The 22899-nt window shown below is 69.4% G+C and carries 8 protein-coding genes; 2 read left to right on the forward strand and 6 right to left on the reverse strand.

Features of this window, described 5'->3' with window-relative positions:
- Positions 1–6: 6 nt before the first annotated feature.
- The 5 genes from AC1Q6P_RS21000 to AC1Q6P_RS21020 all read right to left on the reverse strand — a co-directional run bounded on the left by AC1Q6P_RS21000 (position 7) and on the right by AC1Q6P_RS21020 (position 18523).
- The gene (locus AC1Q6P_RS21000; RefSeq protein WP_492665854.1) at positions 7–12459 is read right to left on the reverse strand and encodes a filamentous hemagglutinin family protein; all 12453 of its coding nucleotides are present in this window, start codon (positions 12457–12459) and stop codon (positions 7–9) included.
- Positions 12460–12478: 19 nt separating this feature from the next.
- Positions 12479–14218, reverse strand: coding sequence for a ShlB/FhaC/HecB family hemolysin secretion/activation protein (locus tag AC1Q6P_RS21005; protein WP_492665853.1), 1740 nt, complete (start codon positions 14216–14218; stop codon positions 12479–12481).
- A gap of 370 nt (positions 14219–14588) precedes the next feature.
- Positions 14589–15749 carry a PEP-CTERM sorting domain-containing protein gene (locus AC1Q6P_RS21010; protein WP_492665852.1) on the reverse strand — a complete coding sequence of 387 codons (1161 nt, stop codon included), beginning with the start codon at positions 15747–15749 and terminating at the stop codon, positions 14589–14591.
- Positions 15750–16042: 293 nt separating this feature from the next.
- The gene (locus AC1Q6P_RS21015; RefSeq protein ID WP_492665851.1) at positions 16043–17494 is read right to left on the reverse strand and encodes a hypothetical protein; all 1452 of its coding nucleotides are present in this window, start codon (positions 17492–17494) and stop codon (positions 16043–16045) included.
- A 219-nt stretch (positions 17495–17713) separates the two neighbouring features.
- Entirely contained in the window at positions 17714–18523 is an 810-nt protein-coding gene (locus tag AC1Q6P_RS21020; RefSeq protein ID WP_492665850.1) for a PEP-CTERM sorting domain-containing protein, read from the reverse strand.
- Between the two features lie 471 nt (positions 18524–18994).
- Between AC1Q6P_RS21020 and AC1Q6P_RS21025 the strand changes: the two genes are divergently transcribed.
- Positions 18995–20881 (forward strand): S8 family serine peptidase, encoded by a 1887-nt coding sequence (locus AC1Q6P_RS21025; protein ID WP_492665849.1) that lies wholly within the window; start codon positions 18995–18997, stop codon positions 20879–20881.
- A gap of 11 nt (positions 20882–20892) precedes the next feature.
- Positions 20893–21948, forward strand: coding sequence for a cupin-like domain-containing protein (locus AC1Q6P_RS21030; protein ID WP_492665848.1), 1056 nt, complete (start codon positions 20893–20895; stop codon positions 21946–21948).
- 13 nt (positions 21949–21961) lie between these two features.
- On the opposite strand, the gene AC1Q6P_RS21035 is transcribed toward AC1Q6P_RS21030, so the two are convergent.
- The gene (locus AC1Q6P_RS21035; RefSeq protein WP_492665847.1) at positions 21962–22894 is read right to left on the reverse strand and encodes a hypothetical protein; all 933 of its coding nucleotides are present in this window, start codon (positions 22892–22894) and stop codon (positions 21962–21964) included.
- Positions 22895–22899: the final 5 nt, after the last annotated feature.

Below are 22899 nucleotides of genomic sequence, written 5' to 3' on the forward strand. Positions count from 1 at the left end.
CCTCGGTCACTGACCGCCAAAGCCCAGGAACTCCAGCAGCAGATTGCGGCGGCGACGGCGTTTCTTCTTGCCGTCCTCCTCGCTCTCGCTGCTTGCGGCGCCGGCGCTGGTGGCGTTGAGCGTGGTGTTGGGCGGCGCGCTGATGGTGGCGGGCGGGGCCTCCACCTTGCCGCCGCCCGAGGTCTTGCCGCCGACCTGGATGTCCACCGCATTGACCACCCGCTCGGCGGCAATGAAGGCATTGCCCTTGGAGCGAATGCCGGCCTCGCCGGCATTGATCTCGCCGGCCGGTGCGAACAAGTCGAGGTCGCTGCCTGCGCTCAGCACCGCGATGCCGGAGCCGCTGAAGGAGCCCGAGGTGTCGAAGATCAGCTGCCCCTCGTTGTCCAGGCGCAGCACTGGCGAGGGCGCGCCCGTCACCGTCTTGGCGCCACGGCCCGCGTCGATATTGCCGCGTGAAGACCAGAGCAGCAGATCGCCTTGCGCCAGGGTGAAGACCCGCGACTGGTTGACCGCAAAGTCATCCCGCACCGCGGCCGACACGCTGCCGCCGCTGACGGTGACGATGCCCAGCTCATTGGGCTTCTTGCCTGAACCCGAACTGGCCAGCTCACCGGCATTGATGCCGCCGCCGGGCGCCATCAGGGTGATGTCGGCCTGCTGGTTGGTCTTGATCTGGCTGGTCGGCATGCGCAGCTCGCCGACCGGGCGGACGCCCAGGCCATCGACCGGGAACAAGGTGTTCACCGCCAGATAGGCTGGCGCATAAGCCGCCCAACGTGCATCACCCTCGGCCAGCGCAGCCTCGCGGCCCGCGACGCGCAACTCCTGCACCAGCTGGCGGTTCAGCCAGGGGATCTGGCGCGCCAGCGGCAAGGCCTCGAAGGCAGCCACGGCCTGGCTGTCGCTGAGGCCGCGCGCCGCGTCACCGCTGACCTCGCGGACATAGGCCGCCAGAGCCTTCAGCGCGGCCTGGCCCAGGGCATCGCGGCCGGCCAGCTGCTGCAGCAGTTGCTGGCGCGCCTGCGGGGTCTGGCGGCCCAGCTGGGCCGTCAGCAGGGCTTGCACGGCAGCAGCCTTCTGGCTGTCGCCCAGGGTGGCGAAGACGGCCAGGGCTTGTTCGCGGCTGAGCTCGCTCCAGGCCGGTTCGGTCTTGTTTGGCGAACTCTGGAGGAAGTCCTGCACCGTTTTGTCCTGCAAGGGTTTGCCCAGCAGAGTGCTGGCACGCAAGCCCTGTTCGCTGGCATCGGCGCGGGCCGGCAAGCCCCGCACATAGTCGGCCAGCGCGGCATCAAACTGGGCCTCGCCCATCAGGCGGCGCAAGCCATCGAGCTGGGCCGGGGGTGCCAGCTGCTCGAAGCCTGGCAGCGGCCCACCCAGGGCGCTGTAGAGCTGGCCCAGACGGCCTTGCCAGGCGCGGCTGCCGAACAAGGCAAAGCCCTGATCCACGGCCTGCTGGTAGTCGCGGCCATCGGCTCGCAATCCGGTCACCACGGTGATGTCCGCCCCCAGGCTGGGCAGCAGATTGCCGTTGCGCAAAGCGCCCAGCGAGAGCAGACCGGCCTTGTTGCCCAGGTCCACATCGCGCCCGGCCAGCAGCAGCAGATCGCCGGGGCCGGCAATCTCCACCGCCACATTGCGCATGTCGCGGCCGGCTTGCAGCACGGTGAACTCGTGGATGCGCAGCGGCTGGGTCGGGCCCGCGCTCAGCTGCACATCCTGATGCTGCAGCTTGAAGACATTGCCTGAGCCGGCAATCAGGTCGCGACCGGCTTTCAGGTCCAGCGCTCGTGCCGAGAGGATCTCGCCCTCGACCTTGATGTCGCCGCCGGCGGCCACACGCACCGGGCTGCGGTCGCTGTTGTCCAGTCGCGCCACCTCGCTGACCGGGGGGGCTTCCACGCCCAGATCGGCATAACGTGCCAGGGGCACGGCCACCTGGGCATTGGCCAGCGCGTCGCCCAGCTGGCGACGGCTGTAAAGGCCGGTCTCCAAAGCCTGACGCTGGGCGCCCACCTTCAGCGCGGCCAGGTTCACATCGCCGGCGGCCAGAATCTCGGTGCGCGCGGGGGCGCCGCCGGTTTCGGGCATCTGCACGATGTCGTGCGTGATGCTGACATCACCGCGTGGCGCACGGATCTGCAGCTGCGCGGGCACGACGCTGTTGACCAGATCGGGCGCGTTGGACATGCCGCCATCGAGCACACCGTCGTTGCGCAGCGTCACCGAGCCCGACTGGCTTTGCAGCAGGGCCGAAGCGCCGGCATGGACGCCGCCCAGCACCGCATCCAAGGCCAACTCATTGTCCTTGGTGCTCAGCGCATAGCCGGCGCTGCGCAGGGCGCCCACATCGAGCGCGCCTGCAGCTTCGGCACGCACGGCCGTGGCGCCGTAGAGCAGTTGCAGTCCGAGATCGACCGTGGTGGCCGAGCTCGGTGCCGCCGTGTCGCGACGCACATCACCGCCAGCTTGCACGCGCAGCTGTGGCCCGGCTGCGAAAAGGCGGCCAGCCACCACGTCGCGGCCGGCTTGCAGGAACACGCTGCCGCCCAGCACTTGCATGGCCTGGCTGCCGGCCGAGTTGGCGTCGCTGGCACGCCAGCCGCTGCTGGCGGCCGAGGCATGAACCTGCTGCGCGTCACGGCCGGCCAGCAGGCGCACATCGCCGCCGCCGAAGCTGGCATTGCCTTGACCGAAACGGTCATAACGTGACCACCAGGCGGTGGTCGAAGCGCCGTCCACGCCGGAGCGCCACCACCACTGGCTGACATCGTCCTGCTCGCGGGCCAGGAGCGCGCCCTTGATGTCTCGTCCAGCGCGCAGGTGAACCTGGCCGCCTTGGCGCAGGAAGGGGCTGAGCCCGTTGCGCTGCAGATTGCTGCTCAGACTGTCGAGGTCCATGCCCAGCTCGGCGCCTTGGGGGATGGGGTCCGGCACCGGCGCGGGCTTGGGCGCCGGTGTTGGAGTCGGCGCTGGTGTCGGACCCGGAGTGGGCGTCGGCGCAGGTGCAGGTGCAGGTGCAGGTGCTGGCGTAGGCGACGGGGCCGGTGCAGGAGTTGGGGCCGGCGTCGGCACCTCACCCGGTGTCAGGGGAGGTTTGGGCGGTAGCTTGCCATTGGTGGTGCCAGAGCCGTTGCCGGCTGAAGGCTCCAGCTGCGGCTGCGGCGTGTCTTCGCTGCCTTCGCTGCGTTTCCTTCGAACGCGGCTCTCTTCCGGTTCTTCCACGCCCGCTGCGGCGTGGGTGTGCAGTGCCGAGCGCGATGCAGGCAGCGCCACACTCTGGCCGCCGGGAATGCCGACGGGTGGCGCCGGCGGCAAGCTGCCGCCGGTGGTCTCGTTGCCGTTGCCGGTCGAGGGCGTGTCGGGCACCGGCGTCGGTGCCGGAGCCGGAGCCGGAGCCGGAGCCGGAGCCGGAGCAGGTGCCGGAGCCGGTGCCGGAGCCGGTGCGGGCGTGGGTGTAGGCGCAGGCGCAGGTGCAGGCGCAGGTGCAGGTGTCGGTGCTGGCTGTACGGGTGGCGCTGGCGGCAGGGTGTTGCCGGTCGTTTCGTTGCCATTGCCTGCCGAGGGGGTGTCGGGGACCGGAGTAGGTGCGGGCGCTGGAGCTGGAGCTGGAGCTGGAGCTGGAGCCGGAGCCGGAGCCGGTGCAGGTGCAGGTGCAGGCGCAGGCGCAGGCGCAGGCGCAGGCGCAGGAGCAGGAGCAGGCGCAGGCGCTGGAGCCGGGCTGGGCGCCGGTGTCACCGGCGGTGGCGGCGGCAAGGTGCTTCCGGTGCTGCTGTTGCCGTTGCCTTCCGAGGGCTGAGGTGGCCGAGGCGGAAGCGGTGGGGCCGGAGGCAGTTTGCCGTCCGTGGTTTGGTTGCCGTTGCCTGCGCTGGGCTGGCTAGGGATGGGTGTCGGGGCGGGCGCCGGTGCCGGTGCCGGTGATGGCGTGGGACCTGGCTCCGGCGATGGCGCCGGGGCGGGCGAGGGTGCCGGTGCCGGTGCCGGAGATGGCGCAGGCGCAGGAACGGGAGCAGGCGCCGGGCTTGGTGCAGGCGCAGGCGCAGGCGCAGGAGCTGGTGCGGGTGCGGGTGCGGGTGCGGGAGCCGGCGAGGGTGTCGGCGCTGGCGCTGGCGCCGGGCTGGGTGCAGGAGTAGGCGCAGGTGCTGGTGGGCTGGGCGGCAGGTTCAGGTCTTCCTGTTGCAAGCTCAGCACCGGCTGGCCGGTGGTGTAGACCTTGGCGCCGGTGTTGAGCAGGACCACATCCCCCGAGGAGGCCAGCTGCAACGAGCCCGTGGTGCTGCGCAACGGCACGCTGGGCGTTTCGCCGCCCGTGCTCGCCCGGCCAATCTGCAGCTTGATCTCCTCCTGGGCGAGGCCATTGCCGGTGCCGCCTGCGGTGGGCGTGCGCGTGGCCATCACATCGGCCGAGCTCAGATCGGCACCGGCCACCACGCGCAGGTCACCGGCCATGCCGCTGACCGCCAGCCATTGGTCCAGCGGCTCACTGGCCTGGTTGGTCGGCGACTGGAAACCGGCGCTCAAGCCGCGCTCCAAGTAGAGGTTGCCGGCAGCGCGCAAGGTGATGGAGGTCTCGGCCGCATGCGGCATGGCGGCGCGATCGGCCGCCACCAGCAGGGGCAGGTTCCAGTCCACGCTCAGGCGCATATCGCCGGTCGATTGCAGCTCGGCACCGGCGCGTACGCGCAGGCGTTGCTGCAACTCGGGCTGCAGCGCCGTCAGGCGGCGTGTCACGGCCTCGGCATGGCCTTCCAGATAGTCGCGGCTCTCGGCATCGATCAGGGCGGTGCCGAACTTGCCGGGAATGGGTGCGGGCGTTGGCACCGGAGCTGGAGCTGGAGCTGGAACCGGTGCCGGTGCCGGTGCCGGGCTCGGCGAAGGTGCGGGAGCCGGGCTTGGGGCGGGTGTCGGTGAAGGCACAGGCACTGGGGCGGGCACCACCGGGTCGCCCGGCTTGAGCGGCGGACGTGGGGGCAGTTGACCCAGGGTGCTGCCATTGCCATTGCCGGTCGAGGGCGTGCTGCCCTCGTCGGTGCGATTCATGTTGAGCGCCAGCGGTGCGGGCGGCAGGCCTGCAGCCTGCGCGATGCGGCCCGGGTTCCTGCTCAGGCCTTCGGCTTCGGCCTCGGGCTCCTCGGGGGCCGGTGTGGGCGCTGGTGTGGGGTAGGGGCGGGGCGGATTGCCCGGCGTGGGAGCCGGCTGCATGGCGCTGCCCAGGCCGATGGTATCGGCCTGGCGGTAAACCTTGACCGCCTCGACGTCGACGCTGTAGACGCCCTCGATGCGGCCGGCGAGCGCACCGATCTTCACGTCACGACCTTCGGGCGCTTTCTCGCTGCTCGTGTCCTCGCGACCCGCGCGCAGCAGCAGCTGGCCACCATGCACGCGATCGCTGCCGCGCAGATCCAGCAGCGAGCCGGCCTGCACATCGATCTGGCCTGCGCTGCTGTGCAGCTCGATGCGGCCACCCTGGCCACGTGGTGCCTGCACCTGCAGCTGGGCGCCCGCGGCAATGTTCAAGTTCTGGCCGGCCGCCAGCACGATCTGGCCGCCCTTGCCTTGCGCGGCGCTGTTGCTGGCGCGCAAGCTGCCGGCGATGTCCAGGCGCCCCGCGTCGCTGACGATGCGGATCTCATCCGCCGCCAGTTGCACGTCGGCCCCCAGGCTTTGGTTGCCGCTGCGATTGCGCAGGCTGAGGCTGCCCCTAAAGTTGTTGTCCCCCAAGCCCTCGGCCAGGTCCGCCAGCTTCACCGGCTGGCCGCTGTCGATCTCGAGCTGGCCGCCTCGGGCGCCGGCTTTGGACTCTCCGCTCAGCTTGCCCGCCAGGATCACCTCGCCCGCAGGCGCGCTCAGCTGCAGCGTGCCCGCATCGCTGAGCCCTGCACCCGAGACATTCAATGTGGCACCCGCCTCCAGCACCAGGTTTTTCTGGCCGCTGCTGGCCACCAGCTTGCCGCCGGGCAGGTCCACTGCGCTGCCGTGCAGGTTCAAGGTTTGGCCCGCCACGAGGGTGTCCGAGCCGCTCTTGAACTCCAGGCCGTCGCGGGCCGCCAGGTTCAGCTGAGCGCCGCGCATCTCGATGCGGCTGGCTTGTGCAATCGTCTGGGCGGCAATGCTGAGCTGACCTCCCGGTTCCAGCAGGGCCAGGGCCGCTTCACTGACCTCGCTGCCCCTTGCCTTGCTGAAGACAAAGCCGTCCCGCACCTGCCAGCTGCTGCGGGCATTGCCGCTTTGGCCCAGCAGCGGGGCCGTGGCGTTCAGGGCGCCGCTGAAGAAAGCCTCGCTGCCGCCCTGCACCAGCAGGGCCTGGCCGGCCTCCCAGTCCGTCTTGATGGCATCGATGCGCTGGCTGCCAGCTTCGCGCGTCAGGGTCTTGGTGGCACTCAGCAGCAGGCTGCCGGCCGGGAGCGCCGCGCCCTCAAGAGCGGGCTTGACGGTCTGGCCGCTGGTCTGCGTCAGCACGATGTGCTGGGCCAGGGCGCTGCCGGTCCCGTTCTGCGGGGCGCGCAACAGGGGGGCGTCCAGGGTCAGCTGTTCCCAGCTGGGTTGCCCCAGGCTGGCGCCCGCGGTCCAGTCGATGCTGCTGTAGCTGCGCAGGGTCAGGCTGTGGATGCTGTTTTGCGCGCTCAGCTGCTGCAGCAGGTCTGCATCCAGGCTCAGACTGCCGCTCGGCACGCTCGCCGCGCCGATCAGCACCTGTCGGGCACCCAGATCCAGGGCCTGGCCCGAGAGCGTCAGCCCGCCGCCCACACGGCTGTCGCCGCTGCTGTCCAGGCTGATGCTGCCGCGCCCTGCGGCGGCTTCGAGTTGGACCTTCGCGCCCAGGTCGAGCTTGGCCACGGGCACCGGTGGGGCCTTGTCATCGGCCTTGGGCAGATCCTGGCGCTGCAGGCCGGCATCGGCTTGTGCGCTCACCCGCACGGCGGCGCCGCCGCCCTTGAGCTTCCAATCGCTGCCGGCGGACAGGCTTGTTGTCGTGGCGGACGCCTCGGCCTTCAGATGGCTGCCGTCCTCCAGCCGCAGCGTTTCGCTGGCGCTCAGAAGCAGGTCCTGGCTGCTCAGCGTGCTGCCGGCCTTGACCGTCAGCTCGCGGGCCACGGCTTGCAGGCTGTCGCTGCTGTTGCCCAGCGGCACGGCACCGATGACGAGCTGCTCGGCCTGGATGCCTTCCAGTGTCTTCGTGTCGAGTCGCAAGGTTGTGCTTGGCAAGCCCGTATCGGCCGTGCCGCCAATCTGGATGCGCTCGCTGGCGATGAAGACCTGGGCGCCGCGGCCAGGGATGGCCTCCTTGGCGCCATCGGGCTTCATGCTGCCCACGGCGCTGAGCAGGCTGGCCTGCATCTGCAGCTGCTGCGCATTCAGCACCAGGGCCGCGGCATCGCGATTGCCGGCCGGCAGGGCTTCACCGGCCTTGCTGGCCTTCTCGGCAAAGTGACTGTCGATATCGCGCAGGCGGATCTCGCTGCGCTTGCGTGCCTGCTCGGCGCTCAGCAAGAGCCAGCCCGAGGGCAGGGTGCTTTGGAAGGCGGTGCCGGCGTCGCGCAGTCGTGCACCGATCCACTGGCTGCCATCGGCCTGCGGGATCACGGCACCCAGGTTCAGCGGCGTGCCGCTGAGCGGCCGCACCAGGTAGGCGCCGGCCAGCATGGCATAACGCGCCGGCAGCAGGGTGTAACGCCCGGCGGGCACGGCCGCGCCGTCGCCGATTTCGAGCTGGCGGCCCAGGGCCGGCGTCACTGCCGCCAGGCTGGGGTCCCAGAGCGCCTGCAACTGTCGCGAGGGCAGCAGGGCAAAGGCCCCATCGCTGCCCGTGAACACATCGCTGGAGCCGCCCGGGCCGGGCACAAACTGCCAGCCGCTGAGCTGTCCACCGCCGCTCAGGTCCAGCAGGGCTTTTTCTTCCAGGCTCAGGGACGGGGCCTTGAGCAGCAGCTGTTTGGCCAGGGGCTTGTCCAGCAGCAGTTGGCTGTTGGCGCTCTGGCTCCAGGCGCTGGCATCGGCCTTGCCGAAGAGCAGCTGCTGGCCAGCGCCGCTGACCGATGTTTCGCTGCCTGCCTGCAGGCTCAGGCGCTCGCTGGCCAGCAGCTCGATGCGGCCAAAGGGCGCGCGCACGACGCCGCCTTGCTCGATCTCGCGGGCCTTGATGAAGAGCTGGCCGCCGGCGCTGGCCGGCTGGTCGGCCGGCGTCTGGCTGCTTCGGGCAATGCTGAGGCGGTGGCTGCCCACATCGAGGGTGAAGGGCGTGTCGGTGGCCGGGTAGATCTGGGCGGCGCGCAGGCTCAGATCGGCCGGGCTCAGCAGGGCGCCGGCCACGCGGTCTCCGGTGGCACTGGCCTCGGTGCTGCGGCTTTGCAAGCGCAGATCCTGGCCGGCGTTCAGGGCCAGGCTGCCCAGGCCCTGGGTCACCAGGCGGTCGGACAGCACCAGGTTCTCGCGCGCGGTCAGGGCCAGGGCGCCGCTGCCGGCGCTCGCCTGCAGCAGGGGCGCCGGCGTGCCATTGGACTGGGTGGGGCGATCCTTGTAGGCGAAGTTGGCCCAGATCAGCTCGGTGGCGGCCAGCTCGGCGCTGGCGCCCGCGTCCAGGCGCAGGCTGGGGCTGTCGAGCTGCAGCTGGCGGGCCAGATTCAGCGTCACGCCGTTTTCGATGCGCAGGCCATCCTGCGCGCCGAGGCTCAGGTCGGCCAGGCCGGCCGCCTGCAGCTGGGCCGCCGAGATGCGGGCATTGCTGGCTGCGATGGGGGCGGCGCTGTTGCCGCCCAGATCGGCGGGCTTGGGCAGCAGCTCGGCTTGCATGCCACCGCTGGCCTCGCCGCGCTGCACGCTCAGGCTCAGCTCTCGCAGCGGCGGCAGGCTGCCGCTGTTGCTCCGGCCTGCGGTGAGGTTGATGCTGGCGCGGCCGCCGGCTTGGGATGCATCGCCACCCTGGGCGCGCAGATCGCCCTCCAGGATCAGTGCACCGCTGCCGCTGACATTGAGGCTGCCGCCGCTGCTGGCCAGGGTCTGGCGCAGTGTGCGGTTGCCGCCGCTCTCGCGCAGGCTGACATCGAGTTCGCCCTGGGCGCCGCCGATATTGATGCGGCTGCCCTGGCTCCAGACCAGGCTGCTGGCAAAGCTGCCGCTGGCGTTGAGGTTGACCGTACCGCCGGCCAGCAGCTGGCCGCGCAGCAGTCCGTCATCGCTGGGCGTCAGCAGGCGCGTGCCGGCCACATCGATCACGCTGTTCGCGCCCAGCCACAGGTACTGGGCCGTGCTGTCGTCGCTGGCCGCCACACGCATCGCCACCGTGCCGCCCGGGGCCTGCACGCGGCCGTCGAACTGCAGGTGCGCCGCCGCATTGAGCGAGAAGCTGGCCGTGGGCCGCAGCTCGATGGCCGCACCTTCGCCCACCTTGAGGCTGCCCAGGATGGGCGCGTTGGCGTTGAGGCTGAGATTGACGACCTGGGGCAGGCTGTTGCTGGCCGAAGCGGCCTGCATCTGCGTGGCCACCACCGAGCCGCTCGGGGCCAGGCGAGCCGTGGCCATCGGGGCCCAGCTTTGTGCGACCGGGGCGATGCGGCTGCCCGCCGCCACGTCGAGCGTGGCGTGGCCGTTCAGCCAGAAACTGGCAAAGCCGCCCTGGCTGAAGAACTCGGTGCCCAGGCGCAGATCGGCTGCGGCTGCGTTGCTGGAATTCGCGCCGATCTGGATCGTCTGCGTCGTCAGGTTCAGCGCGCCGCCGCGCTGGGCCGAGTAGGCGCGCAGCTCGGTGCTGGCGTCCAGCTGCAGGCGTACGGTGTTGAGCGCCTTCTTGGCATCGTCGGCATTGCTGTCCTGGCCGAGGCTGATGCTGCCGGCGGCGCTGCTGCGCACCGCGCCGCCGGCATCGACCCAGGCGCCGCCCGAGACATCGATCAGCGCGCCCGCGCCGGTCTTGACCGCACGCTGGCTGGCCAGCATGACCGAGCCGCCGGCCGTGCCGGCGCCCGAGCCCACGCCGTCCAGCAAGGCATTGGTCCAGGTGCCTGAGGCATCCAGGCGCACGCCCGCGCCCAGCTGCACCTCGCCGCCGTCCAGGCTGCGCGCCAGCAGGCTGCCGCCCGGCAGGCGCAGATCGCTGCCCAGGATGACCGAGCCCTTCTCGGAGCTCAGCTCCAGCTGGCCCAGGGTGGGCAGGCTCAGGCGCGCCTCGCTCGGCAGCTCCAGGCTTTGCACGCTGCTGATCTGCACGCGGCCGAAGCCGCCTGCCTCGATCTGCGCCAATGAGAAATTGGCGCCTGCCTCGCCGGCCTTGCGGCCCAGCACCAGGCGCTCCAACACGGCGCCGGCATAGGCGTCGGCCGCGAAGTCGCGGCCATGGCGGGCGGCGCCCAGGCTCAGGCGGGCCAGGTCCGCGCGGGCGTCCTGGCCGTTGAGCTGGCGCCGCCCCTGGGCCACCTGGCCGCGCAGCTCGCCCTGCAGGCTCAGCTGTGGCGCCACGATCTGCAGGCTGCCGCCGGCGCGGCCTTCCACATAGCCGGCCTCCAGGCGCTCGCTGCCTTGCAAGCCAAAGCCGACGCGGGCGCCATTGCGCTTCCAGGCGCTGCGGTTGACGAAGGCGCTGCTGATGCCTTCGAACACCACATCCTTGGGCGCGTTGTTGAGGGTGTAGACCTGGCCGTCGGTCGCGGTCAGCAGGCTGGGCCGCACCTTGGCCTCGCCCACCTGCACCTGGCCGCCGCTGACATCGAGCCGCGCTCCCGCGGCGACATCGACCGTGCCGCCCGAGAGCATGGACAGGCTGCCGCCCTTGGCCAGGCGCTCGCTGGCCGTGCGCTGCAGGCCCAGGCGGTAGCTGGACAGATCGCCCAGGATGTCCGAGCCGCTGCGGATGTCCAGCGTCACCTTGTTGCGGAACAGCAGGCCGTCTTTCTGCAGCGGCGCATCGCGCAGGTCATTGCTGCCCAGCAGCTCGGTGGTGACGAAGTAGCGGTCCACGCCGACCTGGGTGTCGGTGGTGCCGGCCAGATCGATCACCGCGCCTGCGCCGATGTTCAGGCTGCCGCCCTCGGGCTTGAACACATGCTCGCCGCCCGGGCTGCCGTCGTAATTGGGCGTCAGGCTGGCGCGCACAAAAGCTTGTGCGCCCGGGGCCACGACCTGGGCGCCGGGCTGCAGGCTGATGGCCGCGCCGGCCAGGTTCAGGCGCGAGGCGGTGAAGCCGGCGTTGTCGTCCGAGCTCAGCGGCTTGCCGTCGGCACCGTTGTTGTCGGGCTTGATCTCGGTGCGACTGTCGCCGCCGAGGATCAGGCTGCCGCCCGTGCGGGCGCGCTTGTACTGCGCATCCGAGGGCGTGGTGTTGGTGGACGCCCCGGCCGCATTGCCTTGCGCGAGCAGAAAGATCGAGCCGTTCTGCGCCACGCTGGTCGTGGCCGACACGCGGCCCAGCTGGTTCACCGCCATGCCCACCAGGGTGGTGTTGCCGCGCGGCGTTTCGATCACGCCGGGCTGGGCATTGGCGGCACCCGCGCCGGCCGCACGCCCCGCGTTGGTGACCGTGCCATCGCCCGCGTCCTTGCCGAGGTCGGCTTGGCCCACCTCGACCAGCAGGCCGCGCAGGGCCGGCACATCGGGGTTGGATTCCGAGGCGTAGAGCGTCTGGCTCAGCCGCTCTTTCGAGGTCGAGGGCAGGCCCAGATAGACCTCGGCCCCCGCGCCCAGCACCACCTGGCCGCCGGGTGCGCTGATCGTGCCGGCGTTCTCCACCTTTTTGGCGAACAGGAAGATGCGGCCGCCCTCGGCGCTGCGCAGTTCGGCACCCGGTGCCACGCTCACATAGCTGTCGGCGAACAGGGCTGCGCCCGCGCGGCCGCCTTCGGCCGCAGCGTCGTAGCGGAAGGCCGGGTCGCCGCCGAGGATGTTGTTGGCAAAACCGTTCTTGTAATCCTCGTCGCGCGGCTTGAGCGAGGTGGCGATCAAGCTGCCCACGTCCACCCGGGCCCCCGCGCCGAACAGGATGCCGTTGCGGTTGTAGAGCAGGATCTCGCCGCCATTGGTGGCCTTGAGGCTGCCGAAGATCTGGCTGGGGTTGGCACCGCCGATGCGGTTCAGGGCGCTGGCATTGCGCTGCGCCATGTCGAAGGTGACCGAGCTCTGCGCGCCGATGTCAAAACTCAGCCAGTCGTAGATGGCGCGCTGGCTGTCCTGCTTGATCACCATGTCCGCGCCGCCGCGGGCATTGGGCACGCCCTGCGGCAGGCCGCTCTGGCCGCTGCCGAACACACGCCAGCCCGGGGCCGGCTGGGGCAGCGCGTTGACCTTGGGCGCCGCCTGCGTCTGGGCCTGAGCCTGCCAGGGCATCACCGTGGCCAGGGCCGCCACCAGGGGGTGCAGCAGGGCATGGCCCCAGTGCGGCACCGGCGGAGCGGCAGGAGCCAGCGGGCCCGCCTGCGGCAGCGGCGGGGGTGTCAGGCGAGAGGCAAGCGAGGAGGCAGGACGACGCGACATGGCAGCAGGGGCACGAGGCTCAGAATTTCACGGCCATGCGTGCATGCACGCGCTGGCGAGGGGTGTCGGTGAAGGCAATCGCCTTGTGGGCGCGGGCCGCGATCAGCTCGATGCTGAAACCGGCCCGGCTGCCGAAGCGGATGCCCCAGCCGCTGCCCAGCAGGGGCTGGCGGCGGTTCTGTCCAGGGTCGGGGCTCAGGGTTTGCAGACGGCCGGCGTCGACAAAGCCCATGAGGCTCAGCTCGGCCACATCGTCCAGCGGCGCACCTGGGTGCTGGCGGCGCAGCCAGTCGGCCAGGTTGGCGCTGCGCAGCTCCAGCGAAGCCAGCAGGCCGTGGTCGCCCACCGCCGCGCCTTCCTGGTAGCCGCGCACCGATTCGGCCCCGCCCAGCGAGAACTGCTCCGCGCTGCTCAGCTGCTGCGAGGCCAGCTGACCCGAGAGCCGCGCCAGCGCGCTGCCCCAACGCCCCTGCTCGGTGTGACGCAGGTCCACGCGCAGGGCTGCAAAGCCGCCATCAGCGCCCTTGCGCTTGCAGCGGAATTGGTCGTCGACGCCAATGCTGCCATCCTCCAGCTCGCAGCCCGCAATGCGCCGTGCTATCAGCGGCCGCAGGCCGAAGCCCAGGCTGGCGTTGAGCTGGGTCTGGCGCTCGGCCGAGAACCAATTGCCGGTGTAGGCCACTTGCAGCGGCAGGTAGCGCAAGGGCTTGGCCAGGCGCAGCTCGCCCAGGCTGATCTGCTCTTGCACATCGCGGTAGTCCGCGCCCAGGGCCAGGTTGTGCAGGCTGCCTTCGGCTCCGGGCAGATTGATCGCGTAGCGCAGACCGAAGGTGTCGCCCTTGCCCAGCACCTTGGTGCCGCCCAGGGCGTCGATATTGCTGTTCGAGTGAACCGCGTAGAAGCCCAGGTTGTCGCCGCCCTCGAGCGGGATGCCGTAGTTCAGCACGAAGACGCTGGTCTGCGCGCTGTGGTTGGGCGCGGTGGTCAGGGTCAGGCCCAGGTTGTGGCCGCGTTGCCAGAGGTTCTCGTAACGCACTTGGCCGGTCACGCGCAGCGGGTCGGTGTTGGCCGTGCCGGCATTGCTGGCTTCCAGCGAGCCGCTCAGCGGCAGGCGGTCTTTCACCTGCAGTTCCGCCTCCACCGTGCCGGGCAGGCGGCCTGGTCGCAGCACCGGCTGCACGCGCCGGTCTTCGCTGTTGTTGACCGTGGCCAGCTGGGCCTGCATCTCGTTGAAATTGGGCACCTGGCCCGGTGTCAGCGCGGCCACGCGGCTGCGGATCACGCCCTGGTCAAAGTAGCGCGCGCCGGTCACCGCCAGGCGCTCGACCCGGCCCTCGATCACCTGCAGGCGGATCACCCCGCCATCGACCCGCTGCTCGGGCAGGTCCACGAAGACGGTCAGAAAGCCGGCGCTCTGGTAGGCCTTCTCCAGCGCCGCACGCGCCGCCTCGGCATCGGCCAGGGCCCGCTGCGGGCCCATGAAGGGCAGCAAGGCGCGCTCGATCACCAGCGCCCCCAGCACCGTGTTGCCCTCGACCTCGAACTCCAGGATGTCAAAGCGCGGCGCCTGCTCCGCGCTGGCCGCTGGGCCAGGCTCGGGCGTGGCGCGCGGCGCGTCCTGGGCCCAGCCCGGCGCAGCGCTCAGCAAGGCCAGCACGGCCGTGCTCAGCGCCGGCACGAGACGGCCACGCGCGGGCTGCAGCACGGGGCGCGGCAGGGCGCAAAAAGTCCGGCAGGTCGGCAAGGGCAAGAACGACATGAATCCCAGCCCGGCTAGAGGCTGACTCCCTGGATGGATGGATAGACGAATGAATGAATGAACGAACGAAAAGCAGAAGCTGCAGCGAGGAGCAAAACCTGGACGTCAGCGCGAGCGTCAAACAAGCAAACAAGCAAACAAGCACGCCTGCGTTGCCGGTGAGCTGCAAACGCCCGAGCTCAGCGCCAGTCACCTGGCCCGCGTGGTGGCAGTGTCCCGAGCCGTGGTGAATCCGCGATGAAGCGCCGTGGTCCGAACGGCAGGGGGCAAAGGCTCGAAGCGAGGTGGCAGGCGAAGGCGCAGGCTCAGCCCGCGAGCCGGCGGGGCTCGCGGGGCCGCCTGCTGCGCAGCTGCGTGCTCGCCGAACAGATCAGGCTTGCGAGGCGCCGCTGCTGCTGTGTGTGCTGCGTGTGCTGCTGTTGCTGCGGCGGCGCGCATGGGCCGCCAGGCCCAGCAGGCCCAGAGCCATCAGGCCCCAGCTCTGCGGCTCGGGCACGGCCGTCACGGCCTGCTGTGCAGCCAGGCTGCCGTTGAGGAAGAGCGCCGCAGCATCGGGCGCATTTGCCACATCGTCGCCGGCCAGGGCCAGGATCTGGCGAGCAAAGCCGCTCTGCGCGCTGTAGTCGGTGAAGGAGAGCCGGCTGCGGCCGAAATCGGTGCTCACCAGGCTGCGCGGGTTGGAGCCCGCCAGGGTGTAGCTGAGCACGTACTTGCTGGAGTTGGGGTCCTTGATCAAGCCCCAGTAGCCGTCACCGCTGAGGTTGTCAAACTCGTCGTAGACGATGGGTGATTGTCCATCGGACTCGCCATCAAGGATTGCGGCCGTGAGTTTGTAGAACCAGGACGAAGTGCCCAGAGGGTTGCCTATGCACAGTGTGGCGGTCACGACGCAATCGCCAGGGGCCAGGGTACTGCCCTTCGCAAAGAAATTGGTGCGCATCCCCGCATAAGTGCCCGAGTTTCCCGCTGCATTGCTGGCCAGGGCACTGCCGTTCTCCTCCGTTTGCAGATTGCTGATGAGGATCTGCGCTGGGCCGCCGGACGCCACATTCTTGAGGTAGTTGTTGATGTCAGCTTTATCCGTCAACGAGCCCGTCAACATCTCACTCATGCCTTGGAAGTTTTTTTGTTGTGTGGCTAGGTCGCCGCTGTTGTTCAGGGTGACATAGTCGTTTCTTTCCTTAGCATCAGCGCTGCCGATGTTGCTTGCAGCAACGATCCAGCGGACGCTGGCCAGGTCTGCATTGCCGAGAAAGGTTTTCAGGGCCGCGTCCGTGTCGGGGTCCAGATATTTGAACAAAGAGGCGCCTGTGTCCTGCTGCGCCGTGATCCAGAACTCGGTGGCCGTGATGCCGAGGTCTTTGATATAGGTCATCTCCGCTTTTTTCTGATCCAGCAGCAGCAGCACCAGCTCTGACTTTTGGGCCGCGGTTTCAAGTTTGGCCTGCGCAGGTGCGAGAGCCGCGGCGCACAAGACAAACCCCAGCAGAGGGCGCAGCAAGGGAGCACGAGATGTAGAAGCGGTCAACATGGAAGCAATCCTCAATGGCGAGATGCGGGGCAGGCGCCCGATGCGCGGCAGTGTGCGCAAGTGATGTGAAAACCTGATGCCAGCGGAGAAGGCTGGAAATAGACCGTTCGGCTCAGCGTGCTTGGCGTTCCCATCTGCCAAGACCCTCAGACGGCTTGCGGTGCGCCATCTGAAGGCTTGCTGCCCGCAACGGCTGCTGCAGGAGACCATGAAAAACGGGGTCGGAACACCGACCCCGTTTCACAGGCATTGCGAAGCTCCCGGCTTGCGGCCGGATGCTGCGATCGCGGCGATCAGCGTGCCAGCTTCAGCACCGAGCAGCTGTCACCGGCCGTGCGGCCAACGCGCGAGGCGAAGGGCTTGTCGGCGGCCGGCAGGGCCGGGTACTGGGCGGGCGCCCAGGTCGAGGACGGGGCCATCACGCCTTGCTGGGTGTCGGCATCGGCCTTGGCCAGCGAAGCGGGCTTCGGTGCGCCGTTGCGGATGGCGGCGATGAAGGCGATCTTGTCGGCGTTCAGGTTGGGATTAGTGGTGTTGTACTGCAGGGTGGACTCGTAGACGAAGTCGTAGTCACCGAAGATGGCGCCGCGGCCGGTGCTGGCGTCATAACGCAGAGGCTGAGCGCCGTCGAGCTTGACATAGCGGTACTTCTTGTCGCCGCCATTGGCCAGGGGGTTGTTCTCGCGGCCCAGCACGCCGATGGCGTAGGCGCCGGCGATGTTTTCCACGGTGGTACCGATGCAGGTCTCGACATTGCCGGTGCCGGCGCCTTCATTGACCACATAGGTGCCGCCGGTGGCGGCGTGCACCGGGGCGGCAGCGCTGGCCTGGCGCAGGGCGTTGGTGGTGGACAGGCCGCAGGGGTTCTGGGCGAAGTAGGCGTTGGAGGCGGCCTGGGTGCCCGAGCTGGGCTGGCGGCGGCAGATGTTCAGGGTCTTGGTGTGCACCGAGGCGTCCACGGCCGGGCTGATCACCAGGCCCCAGCCGCGTTGGCTGGCGTTGGAGGCGGTCAGGCCGCCGGTCAGGGCGCCGCGCACCCAGGTGGTGGGCAGGCTGGGGCGGTTGGCGTCGCTGTCGTCCTGGGTCAGGCCTTGGGTGGCTTGCAGGGCGCGATAGGCGCGCAGGTTCACGGCCACGCCGAAGATGCCTTGCACAAAGGGCTTGACGTCCAGATTGCTCAGGTCCACCGGCGAGGAGGGGCCGCTGGTCGGATCACCGGGGGTGTTGTCGGCCAGATTGATGGTGGCGTTCAGCAGGCCGGGTTCGACGTCGGAGATGCCGGCGTCAGACACGCGGTTGCTGGTGGTGCCGCAGGTGTAGTTGGGCACCTGGATGTCGGTGAAGTTGGGGGTGGCGGTGACCACGCAGGAGGCGTCCACATTCATGTGGGCGATGGGCGTGTTCAGGGCGATGGGGGCCACGCCTTGGCCGGAGCCGCCTTGGTCGCGCTTGACCACCAGCACCGGGGTGCCGGCGGCATAGTTGCCCACGGCCACGCCGAGGTTGCAGCTGTAAGCGCGGTGGTTGTTGCCAGCGGCGTTGTTGAAGAACACGTGCATGGTGCTTGTGTTGCAGATTTCCTGGACGTAAGCACCCAGGGACAGGCGCAGGGCCGAGGCGCCCGAGAAGGTGACTTCCTTCAGGGTGCCGGCAGTGCGCGCGTCAGCGATCTGGGCGGGGGTCAGGGCGTGGGCGCTGGACACAGCGGCCAGGCCGGCGGCGATGGCGAGGAGGCGGAGCTTCATGATGAACGGGTGCTTTCGTGAGTAGAAAGAAGAGAACAAAAAGACAAAGAGAAACCAGGAGTGAAGGGAGTGACCCAGAGGTCGATCCCTTCAGCAATCCACGAGGGAAGGCAATGCCGGGCGCAACACTTTGCTGTTGATGAGGCTGGCCGCGTCTTGGCACATGGCCAGCTCAGCGAAGCGTCCCGAGGTCGAGCGCTCGGGATGCACCCGCTGCGATCAGAATTCGCGGCGGCGGCGTGCCATGAAAGCCACAGCCACCAGGCCGGCCAGCATCAGGGCATAGGTTTCGGGTTCCGGCACGGCGGAAACATTGGTCACGGCGATGGTCTGGCCGTCGAAGCTGACCTTGACGTTCTCGAAGGCTTGGGCGCCCACATAGAGGTCATAGTCTTCCGGATCGGTCGGGTTGACATGGACCAGGGCGGAATCGACGCCGACCTTGTTGCCGATCTTGGTGAAGGCATTGCCCCAGTTGAAGAAGCGGTCACCGGCATAGCCCGGGGTGCCCACAGCGTTGTAGCTGGAGCCGTTGAGCTGGGTGCGGTGGGTGCCCGTGCCGTTGGCGTTCAGGATGAGACCGGTCGAGCCGCCGAAACTGCCGTCGAAGCTGTTGGCGGTCAGGCTGTTGCTGATGGTGGCGGCGCTGACGCCGGTGCCGACCGTGGTCAGCACATGCTTGTCGGTCAGGTCGAAAGTGCCTGCGCCTTCGTAGACGAACAGCGACCAGCGGATGCCGTTGACGCTGTTGGAAGCGCCGTTGAACAGGTCAGGGCGGGTGGACACGAACTCGGACCAGCCGGCGGTGCCGACCACGCTTTGGCTCAGCAGGGTGCCCGGGGTGCCGGCGCTGGCCAGGCTCAGCATTTGCTGGAAGGTGACGCCGGTGTCCAGCACGTAGGAGCCGTTGTTGTCGCCAACAACCAGAAACAGCTCGGAGCCGACGGACACGGCCTTGATGGTGGCGAGAGCGGGAGTGCTTGCAACAGCGGCCAGGGCTGCGACGGCAGCGATGAGTTTCAGCTTCATGGGTGAGTACTCCAGTACAGAGGGTTTGAAGAAAAGGCAAGTGAGGGCCAGTGGCCCGGATGAAACACAGAGGGATGACATCAGCCCTCGTCCGAGGCCCGGCGTGGATGCACCGGCCACGGGCAGCGGGCGCGACACCTGGACATCACCGATGGAGTGAGAGCCGCCCTTGCAAGGGCGCTCGGACTCGGCGGTGGCACTGGGTGCCCGGGGCTTCCCGAAGCAAAGACAAAGAACAGGTGTCGTCCTGCGACAGGGCGGACTGTGGCAGCGAGAAGTGACGCTCGTATGCGTGCAAATTCGAGGTTTGCGCGCCGAACGGACTAGGCCTGTGGCGTGGTTGCGACGCTTTGCGGGGCTTCCAGCGCGACTTGGCGCTTCACCGACAGGGGCCGATGACGGCATCGCGGGCTCGCCCGAGGCTGAGCCTTTGTCACGGGCGCTTCATGCGAACGGCCTATGGTGCGCGCCATGAGTACGCCACATCCTTCCGCCTTCATGTTCACGCGCTTGCTGCGCAAGACACCCGCCAGCCTGGGCCTGGCCACCGCCGTGGGTCTGGGCGCTTGGGCCCTGGCCGCTCAGATCCCGCAGCCCAAACCAGCACGGGGCAGCTCAGCCGCGGTCGGCACCGAGCTGATCGTCAAGCTGGCCGATGCCGGCCGCGACCGCGCCCAGCAAGAAGCGCAGCTGCGCCATCTGCTGGCCGAGCACGGCCTACCGCTGCGCGCGCAGCAGCCCCTGGGTTCGGGCTGGTGGCGTTTGCAGGCCAAGACTGCAGATCGCGCTGCGCCAAATCAGCGTGAGCAATGGTTGCAGGCCCTGCGCGCCGATGCCCGCATCGGCCACGCCATGCCGGACATGCGCGAACAGCGCGCGGCCGTGCCCAACGACCCCATGTTCCGCAACAGCAGCGATCCCAAGAACAGCCAGTGGTGGCTGGACGAGCAGGCGGCCGAAGGCAACCCGGCGGCCGCTGGCTTCACCAAGGCCTGGGATCTGAGCAAGGGCTCGGCCTCGGTGGTGGTGGCGGTGCTGGATTCCGGCATCACCTCGCATGGCGATCTCAACACCAATGTGCTGAAGGGCCACAACTTCGTCAGCAAGCCCGAGTACGCCAACAACGGCGTGGGCCGTAGCGAAGGCGCGGCCGACCCCGGCGACGCCCTGAGCAAGGCCGAGCATGACGCCAACCTGGCCCTGTGGGACGGCTGCCTGGTCAACGAGAGCAGCAGCTGGCACGGCACCCTGGTGGCGGCCCAGTTGGCGGCCGTGACCAACAACGGCGGCGGTGTGGCCGGCATGAACTGGAACGGCCGCGTTCTGCCGGTGCGCGTGTCGGGCAAATGCGGCGCTTCGGTCGGCGATATGGTGGACGGCATGCGCTGGGCCGCCGGCCTGCCCGTGGCCGGTGCACCAGCCAATGCCAACCCGGCCAAGATCGTGGTGATCGGCTTTGCCGGCGTGACCTCCTGCGACATCAACGACGCCAATGCCGATGTGGCCGCGGCCGCGCGCCTCTACCGCGACGCCATCGAGGAGCTGCGCAAGCTCGGCGTCATGGTGGTGGCCGCCGCCGGCAACTACCGCGGCGCGGTGGGCCGCCCGGCCAATTGCGCCGGCGTCTTCGGCGTGGCCGCGGCCAACCGCCAGGGCTTCAAGGCCATCTACTCCAACTTCGGCAAGGAAGTGCAGCTGCTGGCCCCGGGCGGCGACGCGGACAGCGGCCGCACCTGCGACGCCGAGCTGGCCGACAGCGGCCTGGTCTCGGCCAGCAACAAGGGCAAGACAGCACCCAGCGAAGCTGGCTACGCGGCCGTCAGCGGCACCAGCTTTGCCGCGCCCCAGGTGGCCGGCGCGGCCGCGCTGATGTGGTCGCTCAACCCGGGCTTGAGCCTCAACCAGATCGAATCCGGCCTCAAGCTGAGCGCGCGGCCCCATGTGACGGCTTACGCCCTGGGCTACTGCAACAGCAGCAATTCCAGCCGCTGCACCTGCACCACTGAGACCTGCGGCAGCGGCTTGCTGGATGCGGCCGAGGCGGTGAAATACGCCCAGGCGCCGGGCAGCTACACGCCGCCGGTGCGCAGCGCCCAGACCCTGCAAAGCACAGCCCTGAGTCGCTGCGGCCAGGCCCAGGGCAGCACGCCCATCCCCGTTCCGGCACCGGCTCCAGCGCCTGCTCCGGCACCGGCGCCCGCACCCGCCCCGAGCCCAACGCCGGCCCCGGCGCCCAGTTCGGGCGGCGGTGGCGGTGGCGCGGCCTCGCCCTGGTGGCTGGCCGGCCTGGCCCTGGCGGCAGTGGCGCTGCGTGCACCGCGTCGGCGTGAAGGCAACACGCCCACGGCGGAGCACTGAGACGCGCCGCCATGCAGCAGCTGCCCACGCTCTCGCCGCCTCGCCCGCTGAACGCGGTTCCGCCGGTGCTGCCGCCTGAATGGCTGCAATGGGTGGCCGATTGCTTGATGTGGGAGGGCGAGCCAGCCTCCATGCGTGCGGTGATGCAGTCGGCTGGCCTGAACCCCGCCGCCTGCGAGGCCGCCATCGCCAGCATCCAGATGAGCCCGGCTTTCATCGCCGCTCAAAAGCACAAGCAGATGCAGCGCAAGCTGGAATCCCTGATGGCCAGCCACCAGAAGCTGCTGGACAGCGCGCCGGCTTACCGCGAGATCGAGCGGCGCCGCGGTGTGAGCCGCGAGGAGTTGCTGGAGCGCTATGTGCTGGGCTGCCGCCCGGTGGTGCTGGAGGATGTGGCCGCAGACTGGCCGGCGCTGCAGCGCTGGTCGCCGGCCGACTTTGCCACGCGCTTCGGGCATCTCGAGGTGGATGTGCAGGTGGGCCGCTCGCGCGACCCTTTGTTCGAGCAGAACAAGGGGGCGCTGCGCCAGCGCATGCGGGTGGGCGAGTTTGTGGACCTGGTGCAGAGCGCCGGAGACAGCAACGACCACTACCTGACGGCCAACGACGAGATGCTGCGCCGGCCCGAGTTCCTGCCCTTGCTGGCCGATATCGGCAGCATGCCACCCTTGTGCGACCCCAGCCTGCTGCCGGGTGCCGCATCCTTCTGGTTCGGCCCCGGTGGCACGCACACGCCGCTGCATCACGACACCTTGATGCTCTTCCACACCCAGGTCGTGGGCCGCAAGCGCTGGCGCTTCATCTCGCCCTGGCAGACGCCGCTGCTCTACAACCGCATGGGCGTCTACAGCCCCATCGATCTGGACCGGCCCGACTTCGAGCGCTACCCCTTGTTCCGCCAGGCCACGGTGCTGGAGACCGTGCTGACGCCTGGCGACACGCTCTTCCTGCCCCTGGGCTGGTGGCACCAGGTCAGCGCGCTGGAGCTGAGCATGTCCTTCTCCTTCACCAATCTGGACATCCCCAACCAGTTCAGCTACGCCAACCCCAGCATCGGCAACTGGTGAGTGGATCTCGCCTTCAGCGCCGCTGCTCACTCCAATGCTGAGTGGCGGCCAGGAACACCGGGTCGCGCTGCAACACGGCCAGCGCCGAACGTGCGCTCACCGGGGCCAGGCCTTGCTCGAGCAGGGACTCCAGCACCGCCTCGGCTGACGCGCCGCGCAGCAGCTGCCCCGCCATGGCCTGCAGCTGCGGGTCGTTCAACACGGGCTGCCGGCGCTGATGAACCAGGCCGGGATCCACATCGAACAGATCGCGCAGCAGCACGGCATCGAGCTGGCCTTGGGCCTGCAAGAGCAGCGAGGGTGCATGGTTGGCCTGGGCGTGACGGTGGATGCGGCAGCCGGGCAGGCTGGCGAATCGCTCGGCATGAAAAAGGTCGAAGTTCGCCGGGCCCTGTTCGGGGAAGTCCGGCTGCTCGCCGTAATGCAGGCGCAGGTCCAGAGGCCGGGCCGAGGCGGCGGCCAGAGTGACCAGATCGCTGCGCTCGGGGCGGATGCCCTCGGCCTGCAAGCGCTCCATCACCGACAGCCAGCGCGGGTCGGCCTGCGCGCGCGCCACCGCGGGGTCCATGGTGGACAGGGCGCCAAAGGCGACGATGCGATCGGCGCCCAGGGCCAGGCCGTAGAGGATGGCGCCGTAACCGCCCATCGATTGCCCCAGGGTCAGCACCCGCGTCGGCGCCAGCGCGCGCACCTGGCTGGCGAGTGCGTCCAGTGTGCGCAGCAGATTGGAGCCCAGGCCGGGCAGGCCGTGCAGATACCAAGACAGGCTGCGGTCGCGCAGATGGATGCGATGAAAGCTCTGGCCGAGCAGGAGCTCGAGTTTGCGCAGCCGCCCCACGAAATCAAACGCCACCGGCGCATTCCACTGCGCAAAGCCGAAGGTGATGATCAGAGGCGCGGGGCCTTCGGCGGCTTCGATCAGGACATCGGGTTCCGAAACAGTCATCGCGG

The organism is Roseateles sp. GW835-FHT13E02 (assembly GCF_058794035.1).

Excerpts from the sequence above, each read along its gene's own strand:
- AC1Q6P_RS21020 (WP_492665850.1), bottom strand. The coding sequence starts at position 18,523 with ATGAAGCTGAAACTCATCGCTGCCGTCGCAGCCCTGGCCGCTGTTGCA.
- AC1Q6P_RS21015 (WP_492665851.1), bottom strand. The coding sequence starts at position 17,494 with ATGAAGCTCCGCCTCCTCGCCATCGCCGCCGGCCTGGCCGCTGTGTCC.
- AC1Q6P_RS21010 (WP_492665852.1), bottom strand. The coding sequence starts at position 15,749 with ATGTTGACCGCTTCTACATCTCGTGCTCCCTTGCTGCGCCCTCTGCTG.
- AC1Q6P_RS21025 (WP_492665849.1), top strand. The coding sequence starts at position 18,995 with ATGAGTACGCCACATCCTTCCGCCTTCATGTTCACGCGCTTGCTGCGC.
- AC1Q6P_RS21000 (WP_492665854.1), bottom strand. The coding sequence starts at position 12,459 with ATGTCGCGTCGTCCTGCCTCCTCGCTTGCCTCTCGCCTGACACCCCCG.
- AC1Q6P_RS21035 (WP_492665847.1), bottom strand. The coding sequence starts at position 22,894 with ATGACTGTTTCGGAACCCGATGTCCTGATCGAAGCCGCCGAAGGCCCC.
- AC1Q6P_RS21030 (WP_492665848.1), top strand. The coding sequence starts at position 20,893 with ATGCAGCAGCTGCCCACGCTCTCGCCGCCTCGCCCGCTGAACGCGGTT.
- AC1Q6P_RS21005 (WP_492665853.1), bottom strand. The coding sequence starts at position 14,218 with ATGTCGTTCTTGCCCTTGCCGACCTGCCGGACTTTTTGCGCCCTGCCG.